At 74.7% G+C, this 17804-nt stretch carries 10 protein-coding genes and 1 riboswitch; of the genes, 4 read left to right on the forward strand and 6 right to left on the reverse strand.

The genetic code is table 11. From position 1 onward, the window contains the following. Positions 1-92: 92 nt before the first annotated feature. The 3 genes from GQS09_RS03560 to GQS09_RS03570 form a co-directional block, all read right to left on the reverse strand. On the reverse strand, positions 93-1883 hold the full coding sequence (locus GQS09_RS03560; RefSeq protein ID WP_313895969.1) for an ABC transporter ATP-binding protein: 1791 nt from the start codon (positions 1881-1883) through the stop codon (positions 93-95). Then, complete coding sequence (locus GQS09_RS03565; protein WP_165984483.1) at positions 1880-3718, reverse strand: ABC transporter ATP-binding protein; 1839 nt, start codon at positions 3716-3718, stop codon at positions 1880-1882. Before GQS09_RS03565 ends, GQS09_RS03560 begins: the two co-directional genes overlap by 4 nt. 185 nt (positions 3719-3903) lie before the next feature. Beyond that, positions 3904-5907, reverse strand: a complete 2004-nt coding sequence (locus tag GQS09_RS03570) for an alpha/beta fold hydrolase (RefSeq protein WP_165984484.1) — start codon at positions 5905-5907, stop codon at positions 3904-3906. 196 nt (positions 5908-6103) lie between these two features. On the opposite strand from GQS09_RS03570, the gene GQS09_RS03575 reads away from it, so the two are divergent. The 3 genes from GQS09_RS03575 to GQS09_RS03585 all read left to right on the forward strand — a co-directional run bounded on the left by GQS09_RS03575 (position 6104) and on the right by GQS09_RS03585 (position 9969). Further along, entirely contained in the window at positions 6104-6742 is a 639-nt protein-coding gene (locus GQS09_RS03575; RefSeq protein WP_313895970.1) for an anthrone oxygenase family protein, read from the forward strand. Between the two features lie 155 nt (positions 6743-6897). Beyond that, positions 6898-7206, forward strand: coding sequence for an SSI family serine proteinase inhibitor (locus tag GQS09_RS03580; RefSeq protein WP_207957417.1), 309 nt, complete (start codon positions 6898-6900; stop codon positions 7204-7206). Between the two features lie 207 nt (positions 7207-7413). After that, positions 7414-9969, forward strand: coding sequence for a glycoside hydrolase family 9 protein (locus GQS09_RS03585; RefSeq protein ID WP_165984486.1), 2556 nt, complete (start codon positions 7414-7416; stop codon positions 9967-9969). A gap of 235 nt (positions 9970-10204) precedes the next feature. On the opposite strand, the gene GQS09_RS03590 is transcribed toward GQS09_RS03585, so the two are convergent. After that, complete coding sequence (locus GQS09_RS03590; protein WP_165984487.1) at positions 10205-11818, reverse strand: NAD(P)/FAD-dependent oxidoreductase; 1614 nt, start codon at positions 11816-11818, stop codon at positions 10205-10207. Positions 11819-12204: 386 nt separating this feature from the next. Next, positions 12205-13461, reverse strand: a complete 1257-nt coding sequence (locus GQS09_RS03595) for an MFS transporter (RefSeq protein WP_165984488.1) — start codon at positions 13459-13461, stop codon at positions 12205-12207. Between the two features lie 91 nt (positions 13462-13552). Here GQS09_RS03595 and GQS09_RS03600 point away from each other — a divergent pair, with 91 nt between their 5' ends. Next, a complete protein-coding gene (locus GQS09_RS03600; protein WP_165984489.1) occupies positions 13553-14833 on the forward strand; it encodes an ROK family protein in 1281 nt (426 codons plus the stop codon). Positions 14834-14893: 60 nt separating this feature from the next. On the opposite strand, the gene GQS09_RS03605 is transcribed toward GQS09_RS03600, so the two are convergent. Then, a complete protein-coding gene (locus GQS09_RS03605) occupies positions 14894-17293 on the reverse strand; it encodes a chitinase C-terminal domain-containing protein (RefSeq protein ID WP_165984490.1) in 2400 nt (799 codons plus the stop codon). Between the two features lie 285 nt (positions 17294-17578). Further along, positions 17579-17709, forward strand: a riboswitch (FMN riboswitch). Positions 17710-17804: the final 95 nt, after the last annotated feature.

The following is a 17804-nucleotide window of genomic DNA, read 5'->3' on the forward strand; positions in this document are numbered from 1 at the left end:
GTGCCGTGCCGTGCCGTGCCGGGCCGGGCCGCGGCGCAGGGCCACCGGGGCCGCCGCCGGCCGGCAGACCGGCGGCGGCAGCAGCGGGGGGATCAGCCGTGCCAGGAGCGCCACAGGCCGGCGTAGGCGCCGTCCGCCGCGACCAGCTCGTCGTGGCTGCCGTACTCGGTGATCCGGCCGTCCTCCACCACCGCGATCAGATCGGCGTCGTGCGCGGTGTGCAGCCGGTGCGCGATGGCGATCACCGTGCGGCCCCGGAGCACCCGGGCCAGCGAGCGTTCCAGGTCCCGGGCGGCCCGCGGGTCGAGCAGCGAGGTCGCCTCGTCCAGCACCAGGGTGTGCGGATCGGCCAGCACCAGCCGGGCCAGGGCGATCTGCTGGGCCTGGGCCGGGGTGACGGCGAGCCCGCCGGAGCCGACCTCGCTGTCCAGGCCCTCCGGCAGCGCCGCGGCCCAGCCCTCGGCGCCGACCGAGCGCAGGGCCGCCCAGATCTCCTCGTCCGAGGCGTCCCCCCGGGCGAGCAGCAGATTGTCCCGCAGCGGCCCGACGAACACGTGGTGTTCCTGGTTGACCAGGGTGACGTGCTCGCGCACCCGCTCGGGCGGCATGCCGGCCAGCCGGGCGCCGCCCAGGGTTATCTCGCCGGCCCGCGGCCCGTAGATGCCGGCCAGCAGCCGGCCCAGGGTCGACTTGCCGGCGCCGGACGGCCCCACCAGGGCCAGCCGGGTGCCGGGCCGGATCAGCAGCGAGACCTCGTGCAGCACATCGATCCCGTCCAGGTAGCCGAACCGGACCCGGTCGGCGGCCAGTTCCCGGCCCGCGGGCCGCTCGGTGCCGTCGCCCGTGCCGGTCTCCACCTCGCGCACGCCCACCAGACGGGCCAGCGAGACCTGCGCCGACTGGAGCTCGTCGAACCAGCGCAGCAGCATGCCGACCGGCTCGATCAGCATCTGCGCCAGCAGCGCCCCGGTGGTCAGCTCACCGGCCGTCAGCCAGCCCTGCAGCACCGCGAAGCCGCCGAACAGCAGCACCCCGCTGATCACCAGCGCGTGGTAGACGTTGACGGCCGGGATCAGCACCGAGCGCAGCCACAGGGTGTACCGCTCCCAGGCGGTCCACTCCTTGACCCGGCGGTCGGACAGCTCGATCCGCCGCCGCTCCAGCCGGTGCGCCTCGATGGTGCGGCCGGCGTCCACGGTTTCGGCCAGGGCCGCGGCCACCGCCGCGTAGCCGGCGGACTCCGAGTGGTAGGCGGCGGGCGCGCGGCAGTAGTACCAGCGGCAGACCGCCAGCAGCAGCGGCAGCGCCAGCAGGATGCCCAGCCCCAGCGGGGGTGCGGTGACCAGGATGCCGGCCAGCAGCAGCCCGGCCCAGACCACGGCGATGGCGAGCTGCGGCACCGCCTCCCGCATGGCCTGGGACAGCCGGTCGATGTCGGTGTTGATACGGGCCAGCAGGTCGCCCGTGCCGGCCCGCTCCAGCACGCCCGGCGGCAGGGCGACCGAGCGGACCAGGAAGTCCTCCCGCAGGTCGGCCAGCATCCGTTCGCCCAGCACCGCGCCGCGCAGCCGGACCATGCGGACGAAGAACGCCTGGAGTGCCAGGGCCAGGCCGAACAGGGCGAGCGTCCGGCCCAGGTCCAGGTCGCGGACCCCGGCCGCCAGGTCGTCCACCACCCCGCCCAGCAGGAAGGGGCCGGCCATGGAGGCCAGCACGGCCAGCGCGTTGACCCCGATCAGCACCAGGAAGGCTCGGCGGTGACGGCGCAGCAGCTCCCCGGTGTAGGCGCGCACGGTGGCCGGGCGGCCGACGGGCAGGGTGGTGATGTGTTCATGGGTGGCCGGATCGAATGCGGGCGGGGCCACTCCCACAGTGGGTTTCACGCGGTCTCCTCGGCGTACTCGGCCGGTGTGCGGCGGGCCCGGCCGGGGCCGCCGGGACGGTCGTGCGGGTCCGGCGGGCCGTCCGGCTCCGGCTCCCGGGTGACCACCGCGCGGTAGGCGGGGTCGGTGCGCAGCAGGTCGCGGTGGCCGCCGGTGGCCGCCACCCGCCCCTCGGGGACGAACACCACCCGGTCGGCCCGGTCCAGCAGCAGCGGACTGGAGGTGAACACCACGGTGGTGCGGCCGGAGCGCAGCGCCCGCAGCCCCTCGGCGATCCGGGCCTCGGTGTGCGAGTCCACGGCCGAGGTGGGCTCGTCCAGCACCAGCACCTCCGGGTCGGTGAGCAGCGAGCGGGCCAGTGCCAGGCGCTGCCGCTGGCCGCCGGAGAGGGAGCGCCCGCGCTCGGTGATCCGGGACCGCATCGGGTCGCCGTCCCCTTCCGGGCCGCTCAGGGCGAGCGCGGCGAGGACGTCGTCGCACTGCGCGGCGGCCAGCGCCTCGGCCGGCCCGACCGCGCCGGAGGACGGCACGTCGAGCAGCTCGGCCAGGGTGCCGGAGAGCAGCACCGGGTCCTTGTCCTGCACCAGTACGGCGGCGCGGGCGGTGGCCAGCGGCAGGTCGTCCAGCGGGACTCCGCCGAGCCGGGCCGGGGGCTGCCCGTCCGGCTCCGCGGGGTGCCCGCCGAGCCGGGCGGCCAGCCGCTCCGCGGCGTCCGGGTTGCCGCACACCACGCAGGTCAGCGTGGCCTGCGGGGCGGTGAGCCCGCTGACCGGGTCGTGCAGATCACCGGTGGGCGCGGCGCCGGTCTCCGGCCGGCGGCCGGGGGCGTCTGCCGGGGCCGGGCGCTCCAGGCCCAGAACCCGCACGGCGCGGCGGGCCGAGGGCCGGGAGAACACGAAGGCGCTGGCCGCCTCCTGGAACAGCCGGAGCGGGAAGAGCAGGAAGGTCGCCGCGCCGTACACGGCGACCAGCTCGCCGGGGGTGATCCGGCCGTCCAGGGCCATCCGGGCGCCCTGCCAGACCACCGCGGTCAGCAGCACGCCCGGCATGACGACCTGCACGGCGTCGATGAGCGCCCACATCCGGGCACTGTGCACGGACGCGGTCCGCATCTCCTGGGAGGCGCGGCGGTAGCGGTCCAGGAAGAGTTCCTCGCCGCCGATGCCGCGCAGCACGCGCAGCCCGGCCACGGTGTCGGAGGCGAGCTCGGTGGCCCGGCCGCCCTTGGCGCGCACCGCGTCGGCGCGGCGCTCGGCGGCGGGCAGCAGCGGGAAGACGGTGAGCACCACGGCGGCCACCCCGGCCAGCACCAGCAGGCCGAGCTGCGGCTGATAGACGATCAGCCCGGTGCACACGGCGGTGGAGACGACCACGGCGGCGGCGAACCGGGAGAAGGACTCCACGAACCAGCCGATCTTCTCGACGTCGCCGGTGGAGACCTTGACCACCTCGCCCGCCGCCACCCGGCGGGTGAGCACCGAGCCGAGGTGGGCGGTGCGGCGGGCCAGCAGCTGCTGGACCCGGGCGGCGGCGGTGATCCAGTTGGTGACCGCGGTGCGGTGCAGCATGGTGTCGGCGGCGGTCATGACCACGGTCATGACCAGCAGCAGGGCTCCGGTGGCGGCCAGTCTGCGGCCGGAGCCGTCCACCACCGCCTGCACCGCCAGACCCATGGCCACCGGGATCATCGCCACGGTGGCCATGTGCAGGGTGCCCCAGCCGAGGGCCTTGGCCTGGCCGCCGAGCTGGCGGCGGAAGAGCCAGACGAGAAACCGCATCCCGGACCGTACGTCGGGGTCTCCGGGGTCCGGATGCGGGAGATCACGAATCTGCATGACGTCCCAAGTCGGTGTGGGAGCGAGTGGGCAACCTGTCCAGCGTCCGCCTGCGGGCCCCGCTTCTCAACAGGTTTTCCCGGCCGCCTCACCAGAACTCAACGCGATTCCACAGAGTGGCGCAGGCCGCTGTGGTGGCCGGGGCCCCGTGCCCGGCGCGGCCGGCCGACGGGGCGGCCCACGGGTCAGGCCACCGCGGCGCCGGCCCGGCGGTCGCGGAGAATGTCCAGGACCAGGACGGCGAGGTTGGCGGCGAGGCCGGCGCCGGCCAGGGTGGTGAGCAGGGCGCCCAGGCCCTGTCCGGCGGCGAAGCCGAGCCAGGCCCCGGAGAAGGAGCCGCAGCACGCGGCCGGCAGGACCGGGTACCGGCCGCGGTCCGGGCGTCCGCGGCGCGCCGCGGCCCAGTGGACGGTCACCCCGACCGCGGCGCCCACGGACACCACGGCCAGGGTGCGGCTGCCGAGGAACACCTCCGGCCGGAGCACGGACACCACCAGCACGGCCAGGCACCAGCCGCCCAGGCCGGTGAGGACCGGGGCCAGGGTGCGCAGCCAGACGCCGGCCCGCGGCCCGAAGCCGCCCCGGCGCCGTACCCTCAGGGCCATCCAGCCGTGCAGCGCCGCAGCGGCCAGGGCCAGGCCGGCCAGCGTGCCCAGCAGCGCCCTGGCGAGGGTGGGCAGGGCGGTGGCGTCGGCGGTGAAGCGGACCCGGTGGGCGCCGAACAGGGAGTCGTCGATCCCGCCGTGGCCGAAGAAGGCGGTCAGCAGGCGCTCGGCCGCCTCCGGCCGGTGGTGCCAGAAATCGGTGGAGTGCCCGAGCCCGTCCAGGAGCACCTGGCGGCCGTTGGGCAGCGCGGGCAGCAGTTCGTCGGCGGCGAGCCGGGCCGGGGTGGAGAAGTCCAGCGTGCCGCCGATCAGCAGGGTCTCCGTCTCGGAGGTCCGCACCTGCTGGTACTCCGCGTAGTCGGGGCTGGCCGGCCATGCCTCGGCCAGCCGCCCGCCGCCCCAGAGGAAGTCGGTGGCGGCGTTGCCCAGGATCGAGCCGGGATCGCCGCCGCCCGCGTAGTAGGCCTCCGCCGCCTCCGCGTCGATGGCGCCCGACGCGGCGAACTCGCCCCAGACGAAGGACTCCGGGAAGACCAGGTCCGCCAGCAGGGAGACGGCCCAGAGCCCGGCGGCGTCCCCGTCCGCGGCAGCGAGCCAGGCGTCCAGGGTGGCCGGCGCGTTCAGCGGGGCGGCCGCCTCGCTGGTGTGGAACAGGCCCCACAGGGCGGCGGCCAGGACGTTGCCCTCCTTGATGGCCAGGGGGCCCCACCGCCCGGGCACGTCCTGTGCGGTGGCGCGCAGGGTGGCGGCGAGGTCGTCGGTGCGTGCGGCGCACGTCCGGTCCGCGCGGCACAGCTCCGCGTACTCGGCGAGCTGTTCGTCGGTGATCTCCGGGTCCCACACGAAGCGGCCGGGCGGGTTCACGCCGATCATCGCCGAGCGGTGGACGGACCCCGGATACCGCCAGGCGTAGATCATCGCGGTACGGGTCCCGGCGCTCTCGCTGACCAGATTGATCCGGCCGTAGCCCAGTGCCCGGCGTGCGGCCTCCAGATCGTCGGCACGCTGCGGCAGCGAGTAGCCGTCGAGATCGACGCCCTCCGCGGTGAGCCGCCCGGCGCAGTCGGCGAACGCCTCGCCGTATCCGCGCAGCGACTCCTCGGCCACCAGGTCGGACCTGCCCTGCATCGCCGACACCACCTCGGGACAGTCCAGGACGGTGGACCCGTCGACGCCGCGGTAGCCGACCAGCACCACGTCGTGACGGCCGGTCAGGCGGCTGGCGGCGGGAAAGGCCATGTTGGTCAGGCCGGGGCCGCCCTCCAGCCGGAAGACCGGCTCGGCCGGTTCGCCCTCGCCGGTGGCGTGGACGCGGACCACCGGGAGCGCGATCAGGCTGGAGTCCGCGTCCCGCCGGTTCTCGGGGACCACCAGCGTGCCGCAGTCGGCCGGGAGTTCTCCGTCCTCGGTGCCGTAGGCGCACGGTTCGAGCGTGAGGTCTCCGGCCCGCGCGCCCGCGGGGACGGCCGGGCGCGACTCGTCCTGCTGCGCCAGGACGGCCAGGCCGGACGCGGCGAGGGCGATCAGCGCCAGGGCGACGACGCGGGCGGGGGTGAAGCCCCGGAACCGGGCTCTGGGAAGCATGGTGAACCCTCGGTGGTGGGTAGCGGAGCCGGGCCGCCGGGCGGCGGCCGGCGGTACCGAGTCTGGTTCCTGCAGGGCCGCGGCTCACTGGTGCCGCCCGGTCGATCCCGGGTGGGGAAAACCCCCGGGCGCACCGCGGTCGGCCACCGGTCCCCGGTGCCCCGCACGGGCCGCGGTGTGCCGGGCTCAGCGGGCCGTGAGGGCGAGGAAGTTCCCCGCCCCTGCCCGCGGCCGGGCCCGCGGCCGGGCCCTGGGCCCGGCCGCCGTGGCCATGGGACTGATCGCGGGGTTCTTCCACGCCTACGCCTGCTCGGTGATGACCGGGCTGGCACGGGTGGACGACCGCACGTTCATCGACGTCATGCAGGGGATCAACGCCACGGTGCGCAACCAGTGGTTCGCGCCCTCCTTCCTCGGTGCCCTGCTGCTGACCGCCCTGGCCGTGCTGCTGCACCTCGGGCGCGATGCCCGGGCGGTGCTCGCGTGGGCCGCCGCCGCCCTGGTGCTGTACGGCGCCGCCTTCTCGGTGACCATGGGGGTCCATGTGCCGCTCAACGAGGACCTGGCCGCGGCCGGGGACCCGGCGGCCCTCGGCGATCCGGCCGCGGTCCGGGCCGCCTTCGAGGACCGCCGGTGGCCTGGAACACCGTGCGCACCCTCGCCGCGACCGCGGCTCTGGCCTGCCTGCTGCGGGCCCTGGCGGTGCACGGCCGGGCCGCACCGCGTGGCCGCCCGCTCACCGCGGCACCACGGGACGCCGTCGTGGCGCGGTGAGCCCGTGGCCGCGGGACCGGCTGCGTCCGGGGTCTGCCGACGGCCGCGGAGTCCCTGTTAGCGTCGGGCCGTTCCAGTACCCCACCCTCACCGGGAGGAAGTATGCGGAAAGGAACGCGCACGCGGCTTGTGGCCGCGGTGGCGGGGGCGTTAGCCCTCGGCGGAATCGCGGCCCCCTCGGCCACCGCCGCTCCGGAGCACGGGCCCGCCTCGGCCATGACGCTGAGTCTGGACTGGCTCGACGAGCCCGGTTTCCCCGGCGGGAATCTGCCCAGGACGGTGACGCTGGAGTGCGAGCCGGCGGGCGGCGGCCATCCCGCCCCGGAGCAGGCCTGCCGCAGCCTGCTGGAGGTGGAGGGCCACTTCGAGAAGCTGCCCGCCCGCAACCAGCCCTGTCCCGATGTCTGGGAACCGGTCGCGGCCACCGCCACCGGGACCTGGCGGGGCCAGGAGGTCGGCTACCGCGAGGTGTTCGGCAATGTCTGCGAGGCCGTGGCGGGTACGGATCAAGTGTTCAACTTCTAGGCCCGGCGCGGGGACCAGGGGCGGGGCGGTTGCGTCTCAGAAATAAACGCACGCCCCATTGACGCGGCGATGACATGTTCGCAACATAAAAGGGCCGCCGTCGGATGGGAGCGCTCCCAAGCAGGCCGCGGGGTCCTTCCGACGCCCGTGGCAACCCTCCGGCGGCGGCTCTCGTACCCGGACCGCAGGATCGAGAAGGGCCGCACCATGTCACGTCCCACCCCCCACGCCCCCGCCGGGCAGGCGCCCGGCCGGAGACGCCGGCGCCGCCGGCTGCGGCCGCTCGCCGGAGCGGCCGCGGCGGCGGCGCTGGCCTCCGCGCTGCTGGTGCCGCTGACCGCCGGCGGCACCGCACAGGCGCAGGAACCGGCGTTCAACTACGCCGAGGCGCTCCAGAAGTCGATGTTCTTCTACGAGGCGCAGCGCTCCGGCGATCTGCCCGAGGACAACCGGGTCTCCTGGCGCGGTGATTCCGCCCTCGACGACGGCTCGGACGTCGGCCTGGACCTCACCGGAGGCTGGTACGACGCCGGTGACCACGTCAAGTTCGGCTTTCCGATGGCCGCCACCACGACTCTGCTCGCCTGGGGCGGCCTGGCCGCCGGGGACGGCTACCGGGCCGCCGGCCAGATGGACGAGCTCAAGTCCAGCCTCCGCTGGGTCAACGACTACTTCATCAAGGCGCACCCCGCGCCCAATGTGCTCTATGCCCAGGTCGGGGACGGCGAGGCCGACCACAAGTGGTGGGGCCCGGCCGAGGTGATGCCGATGGAGCGGCCGGCGTACAAGGTGGACACCGCCTGCCCGGGCAGCGACATCGCCGGGGAGACGGCCGCCGCCATGGCCGCCTCCTCGATGCTCTTCGCCCCCGACGACCCGGCCTACGCCGCCACCCTGGTGCGGCACGCCGAGGAGCTCTACTCCTTCGCCGACCGCTACCGCGGCAAGTACTCGGACTGCGTCCCGGTCGGCAGCTACTACAACTCCTGGTCCGGATACCAGGACGAACTCGTCTGGGGCGCCTACTGGCTGTACAAGGCCACCGGCGACACCGGCTATCTGGACAAGGCGCGCTCCGAGTACCGGCACCTGTCGACCGAGCAGCAGACCACCACCCGCAGCTACCGCTGGACCGTGGCCTGGGACGACAAGTCCTACGCCGCCTATGCGCTGCTGGCCATGGAGACCGGCGACGCCGAGTACGTGGCCGACGCCAACCGCTGGCTGGACTACTGGACCACCGGGGTGGGCGACCAGCGGGTGCCCTACTCGCCCGGCGGCCAGGCCGTGCTGGACACCTGGGGCTCGCTGCGCTACGCCGCCAACACCGCCTTCGTGGCGCTGGTCTATTCCGACTGGCTGGAGAGCCGGGACGCCACCCGGGCCGGCACCTACCGCGCCTTCGGCAAGCGGCAGATCGACTACGCGCTCGGGGACAACCCGCGCAACTCCAGCTATGTGGTGGGCTTCGGCAACAATCCGCCGCGCGACCCGCACCACCGCACCGCGCACGGCTCCTGGACCGACAACATCCGGGAGCCGGAGGCGAACCGTCATGTGTTGTACGGGGCACTGGTCGGCGGGCCCTCCTCGCCCAACGACCAGTACACCGACGACCGCGGTGACTATGTGGCCAATGAGGTGGCCACGGACTACAACTCGGGCTTCTCCGGTGCGCTGGCCTACCTGACCGCCCGCCACGGCGGCACCCCGCTGGCCGACTTCCCGCCCGAGGAGGAGCCGGACGGCCCGCAGATCTATGTGGAGGCGTCGCTCAACCAGAGCGGGGCGACCTTCACCGAGATCAAGTCGATGGTGCGCAACCGGTCCGCCTTCCCCGCCCGGATGCTGGACGGCGGCACCTTCCGCTACTGGTTCACCCTGGACGCCGGGACCGCTGCGCAGGACATCACGGTCACCTCGGCGTACAACCAGTGCTCGGCACCGCGCGGCCCGTTCCAGGCGGACGGCGCGCTCCACTACGTCGAACTGGACTGCCGCGGCACGCAGATCTATCCGGGCGGGCAGTCCGCGCACCGGGCCGAGGTCCAGTTCCGGATCGACGGCGGCGCCGGCTGGGACCCGTCCAACGACTGGTCCTACTCCGGGCTGGGCACCGGCAACGCCTTGGAACAGACCCCGCGCATCACGCTCTACGACGACGGGGAACTGATCTGGGGCACCGAGCCGGACGGCGCCCCGGACCCCGACCCGGAGCCGGACCCCGATCCCGATCCCGACCCGGACCCCGATCCCGACCCGGACCCCGATCCCGACCCGGACCCCGATCCCGACCCGGTGACGGGTGACTTCACGGCACGGGTCGGCTCCGGATCGGCGGCGGTGAGCAACTCCATGCGCACCCACCTGGACATCGCCAACACCGGCTCCGAGACGGTGGCGCTGAACCGGCTGACCGTCCGTTACTGGTTCGGCCTGGACGGCCGGCCCGCCGCGGACTGGCAGTCGCACTGCGACTGGGCGGTGCCCGGCTGCTCCTCGCTCAGCCGCACCATCACGCCGGTGAGCGGCGGCGCCCCGGGCTCGGACGCCTACCTGGAGATCGGCTTCAGCGGCACCGGTACGCTGGCCCCGGGCCAGTCGACCGGCCAGATCCAGCTGCGGATGAACCGGCTCGACTGGCAGTCCTTCGACCAGAGCGGGCACTGGTCCTATGCCGGCGCCCTGACGTCCTGGCAGGACAATCCCCGGATCACGGTCTATCTGGACGGTGAGCTCGTCGGGGGCACCGAACCGCACTGAGGGTCCCGCGACCCCAGGGCGCGGGCCGCCCGTTCCCCGCGGGACGGGCGGCCCGCTTCCGCCCGCACGCCTCGGCCCCGCGCCCTCGGGCACCGGTGCGGGCAGCGGAGCCGGGCCGCGGCCGCGCCGCCGCCCGCCCGCGCGGTCTCCCGGTCTCCCGGTCTTGCGTGCCGTGTCTCGCGTGCCGCGTCTCGTGTGCCGTGTCTCGTGTGTTGCGCGTCTCGTGTGCCGTGGTTCAGCGCCGTCCCAGGGCGGCCATGGCGGCGTTGTGCCCCGGAATGCCGCTCACCCCGCCGCCGCGCACCGCGCCCGCACCGCACAGGAACACATTGGCATGCCGGGTCTCCGTGCCCCACACCCCCTCCACGGCCGCCTCCTCGGCCCAGGGGAAGGCCAGTTCCCGGTGGAAGATGTTGCCGCCCGGCAGCCGCAGCTCACGCTCCAGGTCCAGCGGCGACTTCGCCTCGATGCACGGCCGTCCCCCGGCGTCCTCGGCCAGGCAGTCCCGCAGCGGCTCCGCCAGATGCGCGTCCAGCTGCGCCAGCACCAGGTCCAGCAGCGTCTGCCGGGCCGCCGCGTTGCCGGCGCGGAACAGCCGTGCCGGAGCGTGCAGGCCGAACAGCGTGAGCGTCTGCCAGCCCCGGGCGGCCAGTTCGGGGGAGAGGATCGTGGGATCGGTCAGCGAATGGCAGTAGATCTCCGAGGGCGCCGGGTCCGGGAGTTCCCCGGCCACCGCCCGGCGGTAGGCGGTCTCCAGCTCGCGGTAGCCCTCGGCGATGTGGAAGGTCCCGGCGAAGGCCTCGCGCGGATCGACCGAGGCGTCGCGCAGCCGGGGCAGCCGCCGCAGCACCATGTTCACCTTGAGCTGGGCGCCCTCGGGCGGCGTCTCCGGCGGCAGGGCGCCGTCCAGCAGCCGGGCCAGCTCCGCGCGGGAGGCCCCCACCAGCACCTGGCCGGCCGCCACCACGCCCTCGCCGTGCGCCGTCCGGTAGGTCACCTCGGCGGCCCGGCCGTCGGTGGCCACCGCGACGGCCTCGTGGCCGGTGACCAGTTCCGCGCCCGCCGACCGGGCGGCCCCGGCCAGGGCGTCGGTCACCGCCCCCATGCCGCCCACCGGCACGTCCCAGTCGCCGGTGCCGCCGCCGATCACGTGGTAGAGGAAGCAGCGGTTCTGCCGCAGCGACGGGTCGTGCGCCGGGGCGAAGGTGCCGATCAGCCCGTCGGTCAGCACCACGCCGCGCACCAGGTCGTCCGCGAAGGTCCGCTCGACCGTCTCGCCCAGCGGGCGCTCGAACAGCGCCTGCCAGGCGCTCTCGTCGTCGATCCGCCGGCGCAGCTCGGCCCGGGCGGGCAGCGGTTCGGTCAGCGAGGGGAAGACCCGGGCCGCCACCCGGCCGGTCATGGCGTAGAAGCCCTGCCAGGCGTCGAACTCCCGGTCGGAGCCGGTGAGCCGGGCGAACGCCTCCCGGGTGCGGGAGAGCCCGCCGCCCACCAGCAGCCCGGTGGCCCGGCCGTCCCGCAGCGCCGGGGTGTAGGAGGAGACCTGGCGCCTGCGCAGCGTCACCCGCAGTCCGAGGTCCCGCACGATTTTCTGCGGCAGCAGGCTCACCAGATAGGAGTAGCGGGACAGCCGGGCCGGCACCCCGGGGAACGCCTGGGCGGAGACGGCCGCCCCGCCGGTGCGGTCCAGCCGCTCCAGGACCAGTACCCGCCGCCCGGCCCGTGCCAGATAGCCCGCGGCGACCAGGCCGTTGTGACCGCCTCCGATGATCACCGCGTCGTAGCGGTCCGCCCGTGGCGCGGCCGGCGAGGAGGGGGCGGGGGACGGGGGGTGCGCGATGGCTGCCATGTGCAGCTTGGTAGCACGTCATGATCGCCCGAGGCCAGGTACCGGGCCCGGTGTCACGCGCGCGCCGTGACCCGGCCCCGGCGGCGGCCGGTCACCGCGCCGGGCGGGGGAACGGGCGCTCGCCCGCACGGGCCGGGCCCTCGGGCGCGCCCGGGGAAGCCCGTGGCCTCCCGGGCAAGGCCGGAGCCTCCCGGGCAAGCCCGGACGGAGGCGGCACGCGGCGGTGGCGGCACGCGGCGGTGGCGGCACCGTTCGGTGCGGGCGGAGGGGGACGGCACCCGCGGCGCCCCCGGGGCAGGTGCCGTCCCGGCCCGCACGCCCCCGGTCGGGGGCACCCCCGGCTCCGCCCCCGGCCCGGTGTCCCGGGCGGGAGCGCGCCGGCCGCTTCAGCGCGTCCCGCCCTCACCGGGCCGGGACGACTGGGGCGGAACCGGGGGAGTCCTGGCGTGGACGGCTTCGCCGGAGCCGCTGCCGGAGGCCACCGCGGTGGTCCGGCGGGTGCCGAGCACCCCCGCGGCGGCCACCATGGCGGCCATGGCCGCGGCCACGATGGCGAACGACACCCGCAGGGAGGAGAGTTCGCCGACCACGCCGACCAGGGTGGGCGCGGCAAGTCCGGTGGTGTACGTGATGGTCGCCACGCCCGCGATGGCCTGGCTGGGCTCCGGGCCGCTGTGCCCGGCGGCGGTGAAGGCCAGCGGCACCACCACCGCGATGCCCACGCCGAGCAGCGCGAACCCGGCGATCCCGGTGGCCGGCACCGGTGCGATGACCACCAGGATTCCGCCCGCCAGGGCCAGCAGCCCGCTGGCCCGTACCGTGTGCACCGGCCCGATCCGGCGGACCACCGTGTCGCCCGCCAGCCGGGCCGCCGCCATGGTGCAGGCGAAGGCCGTGTAGCTGGCCGCGGCCAGGGTCTCCGAACCACCGGTCACGTCCCGCAGGTAGATGCCGGACCAGTCCATGCTGGCGCCCTCGGCGAGGATCGCGCACATGCCGACCGCGCCGATCAGCAGTGCGGAGCGGGGCGGCAGGGCGAACCGCGGCGGTGCCTCCTGGTCCGGTTCCGGCCGCACGTCGAGCAGGCCCCGGACGGAGGGCTGGGAGAGCAGGGCCAGCAGCGCGGCGGTGAGCGCCAGATGCACCCGGGCGTCCAGCTGCCAGTGCACCGCGGCCACCCCGGCCGCGGAGCCCAGCAGCGCGCCCGTGCTCCACAGCCCGTGCAGCCCGGACATGATCGACTTGGCGTAGCGCCGCTCCACCTCCACGCCCTGGGCGTTCATCACCACATCGGCCATGCCGGCGGTGGCGCCGAAGACGAAGAGCAGGCCGGCCAGCCCCAGGATGCCCGGTGCGGCGGCGGGCAGGGCGAGTGCCGCGCACCACAGGGTGAGCAGGGCGCGCACGGCCGCACGGGCGCCGTACTGGTGCATGATCCGGCTGGCCAGCGGCATGGCGACGGAGGCGCCCAGGGCCGGGCAGGCCAGTGCCAGCCCGAGCTGGCCGGTGCTGACGTCCAGGTGCTCCTTGATCCACGGGATGCGGGTGACGAAGCTTCCGGCCACGGCGCCGTGTACGGCGAAGACGGCGGACACGGCGCGGCGTGCCCGGCGGACGTCCGCGGAGGGTTGCGGTGACGGCATGCGAGTAAAGTATCAGGAAGGTTGCCTGATAGAAAGTGCGGAACCGGATCCGGGTCCGGACCGCCCCGACCATCTGCGAGGATCGCGTGCCATGACCACCCCGCGAACCGCCACCCCCCGCACCGCGCGGGCGATCAACGACCGGATCGCCCTGGAACTCCTGGTGGAACGCGGCCCGCTGACAGCGACTCAGCTGAAGGAGGCCACCGGGCTGTCCCGGCCCAGCGTCTCCGATCTGCTCGGCCGGCTGCGCCGCGGCGGCCTGGTGGACGTGGTGGGGGAGAGCGGCGCCGCCCGGCGCGGACCCAACGCCCGGCTCTACGGCCTGGTCGGGGCGCGGGCCCAGGTCGCCGCCCTCGACGTGCGCACCGACGGCGTCGCGCTGGCGTTCGCCGATCTGGCCGGCCGGCAGCTCGCCCGCACCGAACTCGCGGTCGGCGGCCCCGGACCGGGCGGCCACCCGGACCCGGCCCGGGCCTCCGCGGACGGCGGGGCGGCGGATGCAGTGGACGCGGCGGACCGCGCCACGGTCGACGCGGTGCTGCGCACCTTCGACGAGACCGTGCGCCGGGCCGGCGTCACGGAGCTGCACACGGTGGTGATGGGCGCGCCCGGCCTGGTGGACCCGGCCACCGGCGCGCTGCGCAAATTCGGCGACCTGCCCGGCTGGCACCGGGCGCTGCACGAGGCGCTGCGCCGCCGGATGAGCGGCCGGGTTCAGGTGGAGAACGAGGTCAATCTGGCCGGGATCGCCGAGCACCGGCGGGGCGCGGTGACCGACCGGGACACCTTCGTGCTGTTCTGGCTGGGTGCCGGCAGCGGGGCCGCGGTGGTGCTGGACGGACGGCTGCGCCGCGGCGCCTCGGGCGGTGCCGGGGAGATCGGCTTCCTGCCCGTGCCGGGCACCGGCGGGATGCCCGCCGCCACGGACTGCGGCGGCGGCTTCCATGTGTTCGCCGGCAGTGCCGGGGTGTGCGCCCTGGCCCGGGAGCACGGGCTGGACGCACCGGGGGACGGGGTGGCGGCGGCGGAGGCGGTGATGCGCCGGGCTGCGGCCGTGGCGGCCGCAGCCGGCGGGGCGGAGCCCGGCAGCCCGGCGGCAAGGGCCTTCCTCGACGAGTACGCCCGGCGGATCGCGCTGGGTGCGGCGGGCGCCGTCTCGGTGCTGGACCCCGGCTGCGTGGTGCTGGGCGGGGAGGTGGGCCGGGCGGGCGGCGAGGTGCTCGCCGGGCGGGTGCGGCACCGGCTGGCCGGACTGTCCCCGCTGCCCACCGAGGTGCGGGCGAGCACGGTGGCGGGCTCCCCGGTGCTCGGCGGAGCGCTGCTGACCGCCCTGGACGCGGCGCGGCGGGAGCTGTTCTCCCAGCAGTGAGCCGGGGAACGGCTCCCGCCGCGCCGGTGGGGGCGAGAGATCAGCGGGATGCGGCGGGCCTCAGCAGGGGCCCCGGTCCTCCCACACGCCCCACTGTCCGGTGGTGCCGGGCTCCTCGCCCCGCGTCCACCACTTGGCGTGCCAGTTCCGGCCCTGGTGGCTCACCAGGTCACCGGCGGTGTAGACGGTGGTGGCGTCCCAGGCCGGTGCGGAGCACTCGCCCGGCCCGCCGGTTCCCGAGGTGCCGCCGGTGTCCGTACCCCCGGTGTCCGTACCCCCGGTGTCCGTACCCCCGGTGTCGGTGCCTCCGGTGTCGGTGCCTCCGGAGCTGCCGCCGGGGTCGCCCGGCGTGGTACCGCGGGCCAGATCGCCCGGGATGCCGTACTCCGTGCCGTTCACCGTCACCGTCCAGTTGGAGGGCGTGGCGGTCGGCAGGTAGTAGACGAAGTCCAGGGCGACCGTCTGGCCCGGTGCCAGCGACTGCCAGCCCGGCAGCTTGAGCGAGACCCGGTGGTAGGGGCCGTCCAGCCCGCCGACGTTGTTGCTCCGGGTGTGGTCACTGCGCACGATCGCCGAGCCGAAGCCCGACTGGTCCCGGGCGTTGCCGGGTGCCGAGGTGCCGTAGTCGAAGCGGAACTCGGTGCCGCCGGGCAGGGTGACGTCCGAGTTGTTGGTGATCCGCAGCTTGGGGTTGATCGGGTAGTTGTTGTCGCCCAGCGCGAAGTCGGTGAACGCCACGTCGATGTCCAGCGTCTGCCCGGGCATCGGGACCGTGGCCCGGGTGGCGCCGTAGGGCGAGGCGGTACGGAAGGTGTCGTAGAGGGTGGTGGTCAGGGTGTCGCCCTGCTCGTACTGGCCCTTGGCGGCGTTCCAGCCGTAGTCGCCGGCCAGTTCCCAGATCATCGCGCCGCCGATGCCCTGGTCCACGATCCAGTCGGCCTTGGCCTGCACCGACTGCTCGTCCTCGGTGGAGAGGAAGACCTTCTTCTCCGCGTTCCACAGCCAGGGCGCGGCCAGGGTGGAGTCGTACCTGCGCACGTAGTCGCCGGTCAGCGGCAGGTCGGCGGGGAAGCCGTACTGCGTGACGTAGTCCCCGGTGATGCCCGCCTCCAGGTTCTTGGCGTGCCACATCGGGTTGGAACCGGCCGGCGACTCCTCGCCCGCGGTGTCCAGGTCGTGCCAGAGATTGTCGATGCCGGTGGCGCCGTCCCCGCACCGGGTGAGGCCGGAGCCCGCGGGGCAGTCCGTGGTGGCCGCCCGGCCCCACAGCCCGTCCGTGCCGCCGGTGACGTTCTGCCAGCCGCGGGTGTAGTAGGGCAGACCGATGTTGATCCGGCCGGGCGGCAGCGAGGTGCGGTAGTAGTGGTAGGCCCAGTCGGCGTTGAGGTAGCCGATGCCGCCGTACTGGGAGGTGGTGTACACCCCGGCGGCGGCCAGTTCCGCGTCCTTGCCGTCGTCGAACAGTGCGGCGTTCGGGCCGACGTACTCGTTCCAGGCGCCGTGCAGGTCGTAGGACATGATGTTGACGTAGTCCAGGTACTGCGACACCTGGTGCGTCTCCATGCCGCGCAGCAGGTAGCCGGAGGACGGCGCGGCCACGGTCAGCAGGTAGTGCCGGCCGTCCTCGGCGCCGGCCCGGTCCAGCTTCTCGCGCAGCGTCTTCATCAGCACCGTGTAGCCCTTCATCAGGCCCGCGCGGCGCGGATTGGAGAGGTGCCAGTCCAGCGGATTGCCCGCGTCCTTCATCGAGGTGGCGTACTCGTAGTCGATGTCGAGGCCGTCGAAGCCGTACTGGCGGAGGAAGGCCACCGCCGAGTCGGCGAAGGTGTCGATGCCCGCCCGGTTGACCGAACCGTCGGCGTGGGTGGCCATGGTGTAGAAGCCGCCGGAGGCCACCCGGTCGCCGTTCTCGTCGAAGTAGCCGCCGGTCTCGGCCCAGCCGCCGACCGACACCAGCGTCCTGACGTCCGGGTACTGCTTCTTGAACTTGCTGAGCAGGTTGAAGTGGCCCCGGTAGCCGAAGTCCGGGTCCATCTCGGCGCCCGGTACGCCGGGCCAGGTCATCCCGGTGGCCGGGTTCGCGGGGGAGTCGGCCCCCACCGAGATCCGGTTGTCGCCGCCCACGTGGGCGAAGGCGTAGTTGATGTGGGTGACCTTGTCCCAGGGGATGTCGGAGGCCAGATACGCGTCCTGGCCGCCGGCCCCGGTGCGCCAGCCGGTGAAGTAGCCGATCACCCGGCGCTGGTGATCTGCGCCGAGCCGCTCCCGGCCGGCGGTGTCGTAGACCGAGCAGTAGGGGACGTCCACGCCGGGGGTGGTCCACAGACCGTCGGGGCGGCAGGCCGCGTGGTCCTCGGCCTGGGCTGCGGGCGGTGCGGTCAGGCCGCCGGCCAGCAGCAGGCCGCCGGCAGCGGCGGCAAGCACGCCCGCGGCGAGGCGTCTTCGGGCACGGGACAGCATGAGCGTCCTCCTGTGGGGGAAGAAGGCGGAGCCGCCTGGGGGTTGGTACCGGCGGCGGTCAACGGACCGCCGCCCCTGGGGAGTTTGAAGTGGACCCGACATTAAGTGGACTAGACCAGAGCGTCAATAGGTCTGGACCAATTCTCCGGCCATGTCCGCTGTTCTCCGGCGGCCGACCGGCCCGGGGGCGTGCCCGGGTGGTGCACAGGGTGTGAGTGATCGCACAGCACCGCCGGGAGTGCGCGGCCCGTGCCCGTGGCAGACTGGGACGCGTACCAGTGACGCAAGCGCACTCCGGGGTCGGTGAAAGTCCGAACCGGCGGTTAAAGTCCGCGACCCGGCCGCTGCCAGCGGCCGGTTGACCAGGTGAAACTCCTGGACCGACGGTTAAAGTCCGGATGGGAGGCAGTGCGCGGCGGAGCGGTACCGGTGTGCCGCCGGCCCCGGCGGAGCCCGCCCGTCCCCACGGGCAGGCCGCCCGGCCACGGGCTCACCCGGTGCCGTTTTTCCG

This window comes from Streptomyces sp. YIM 98790, from assembly GCF_011421595.1.
Lineage (GTDB): Bacteria > Actinomycetota > Actinomycetes > Streptomycetales > Streptomycetaceae > Streptomyces.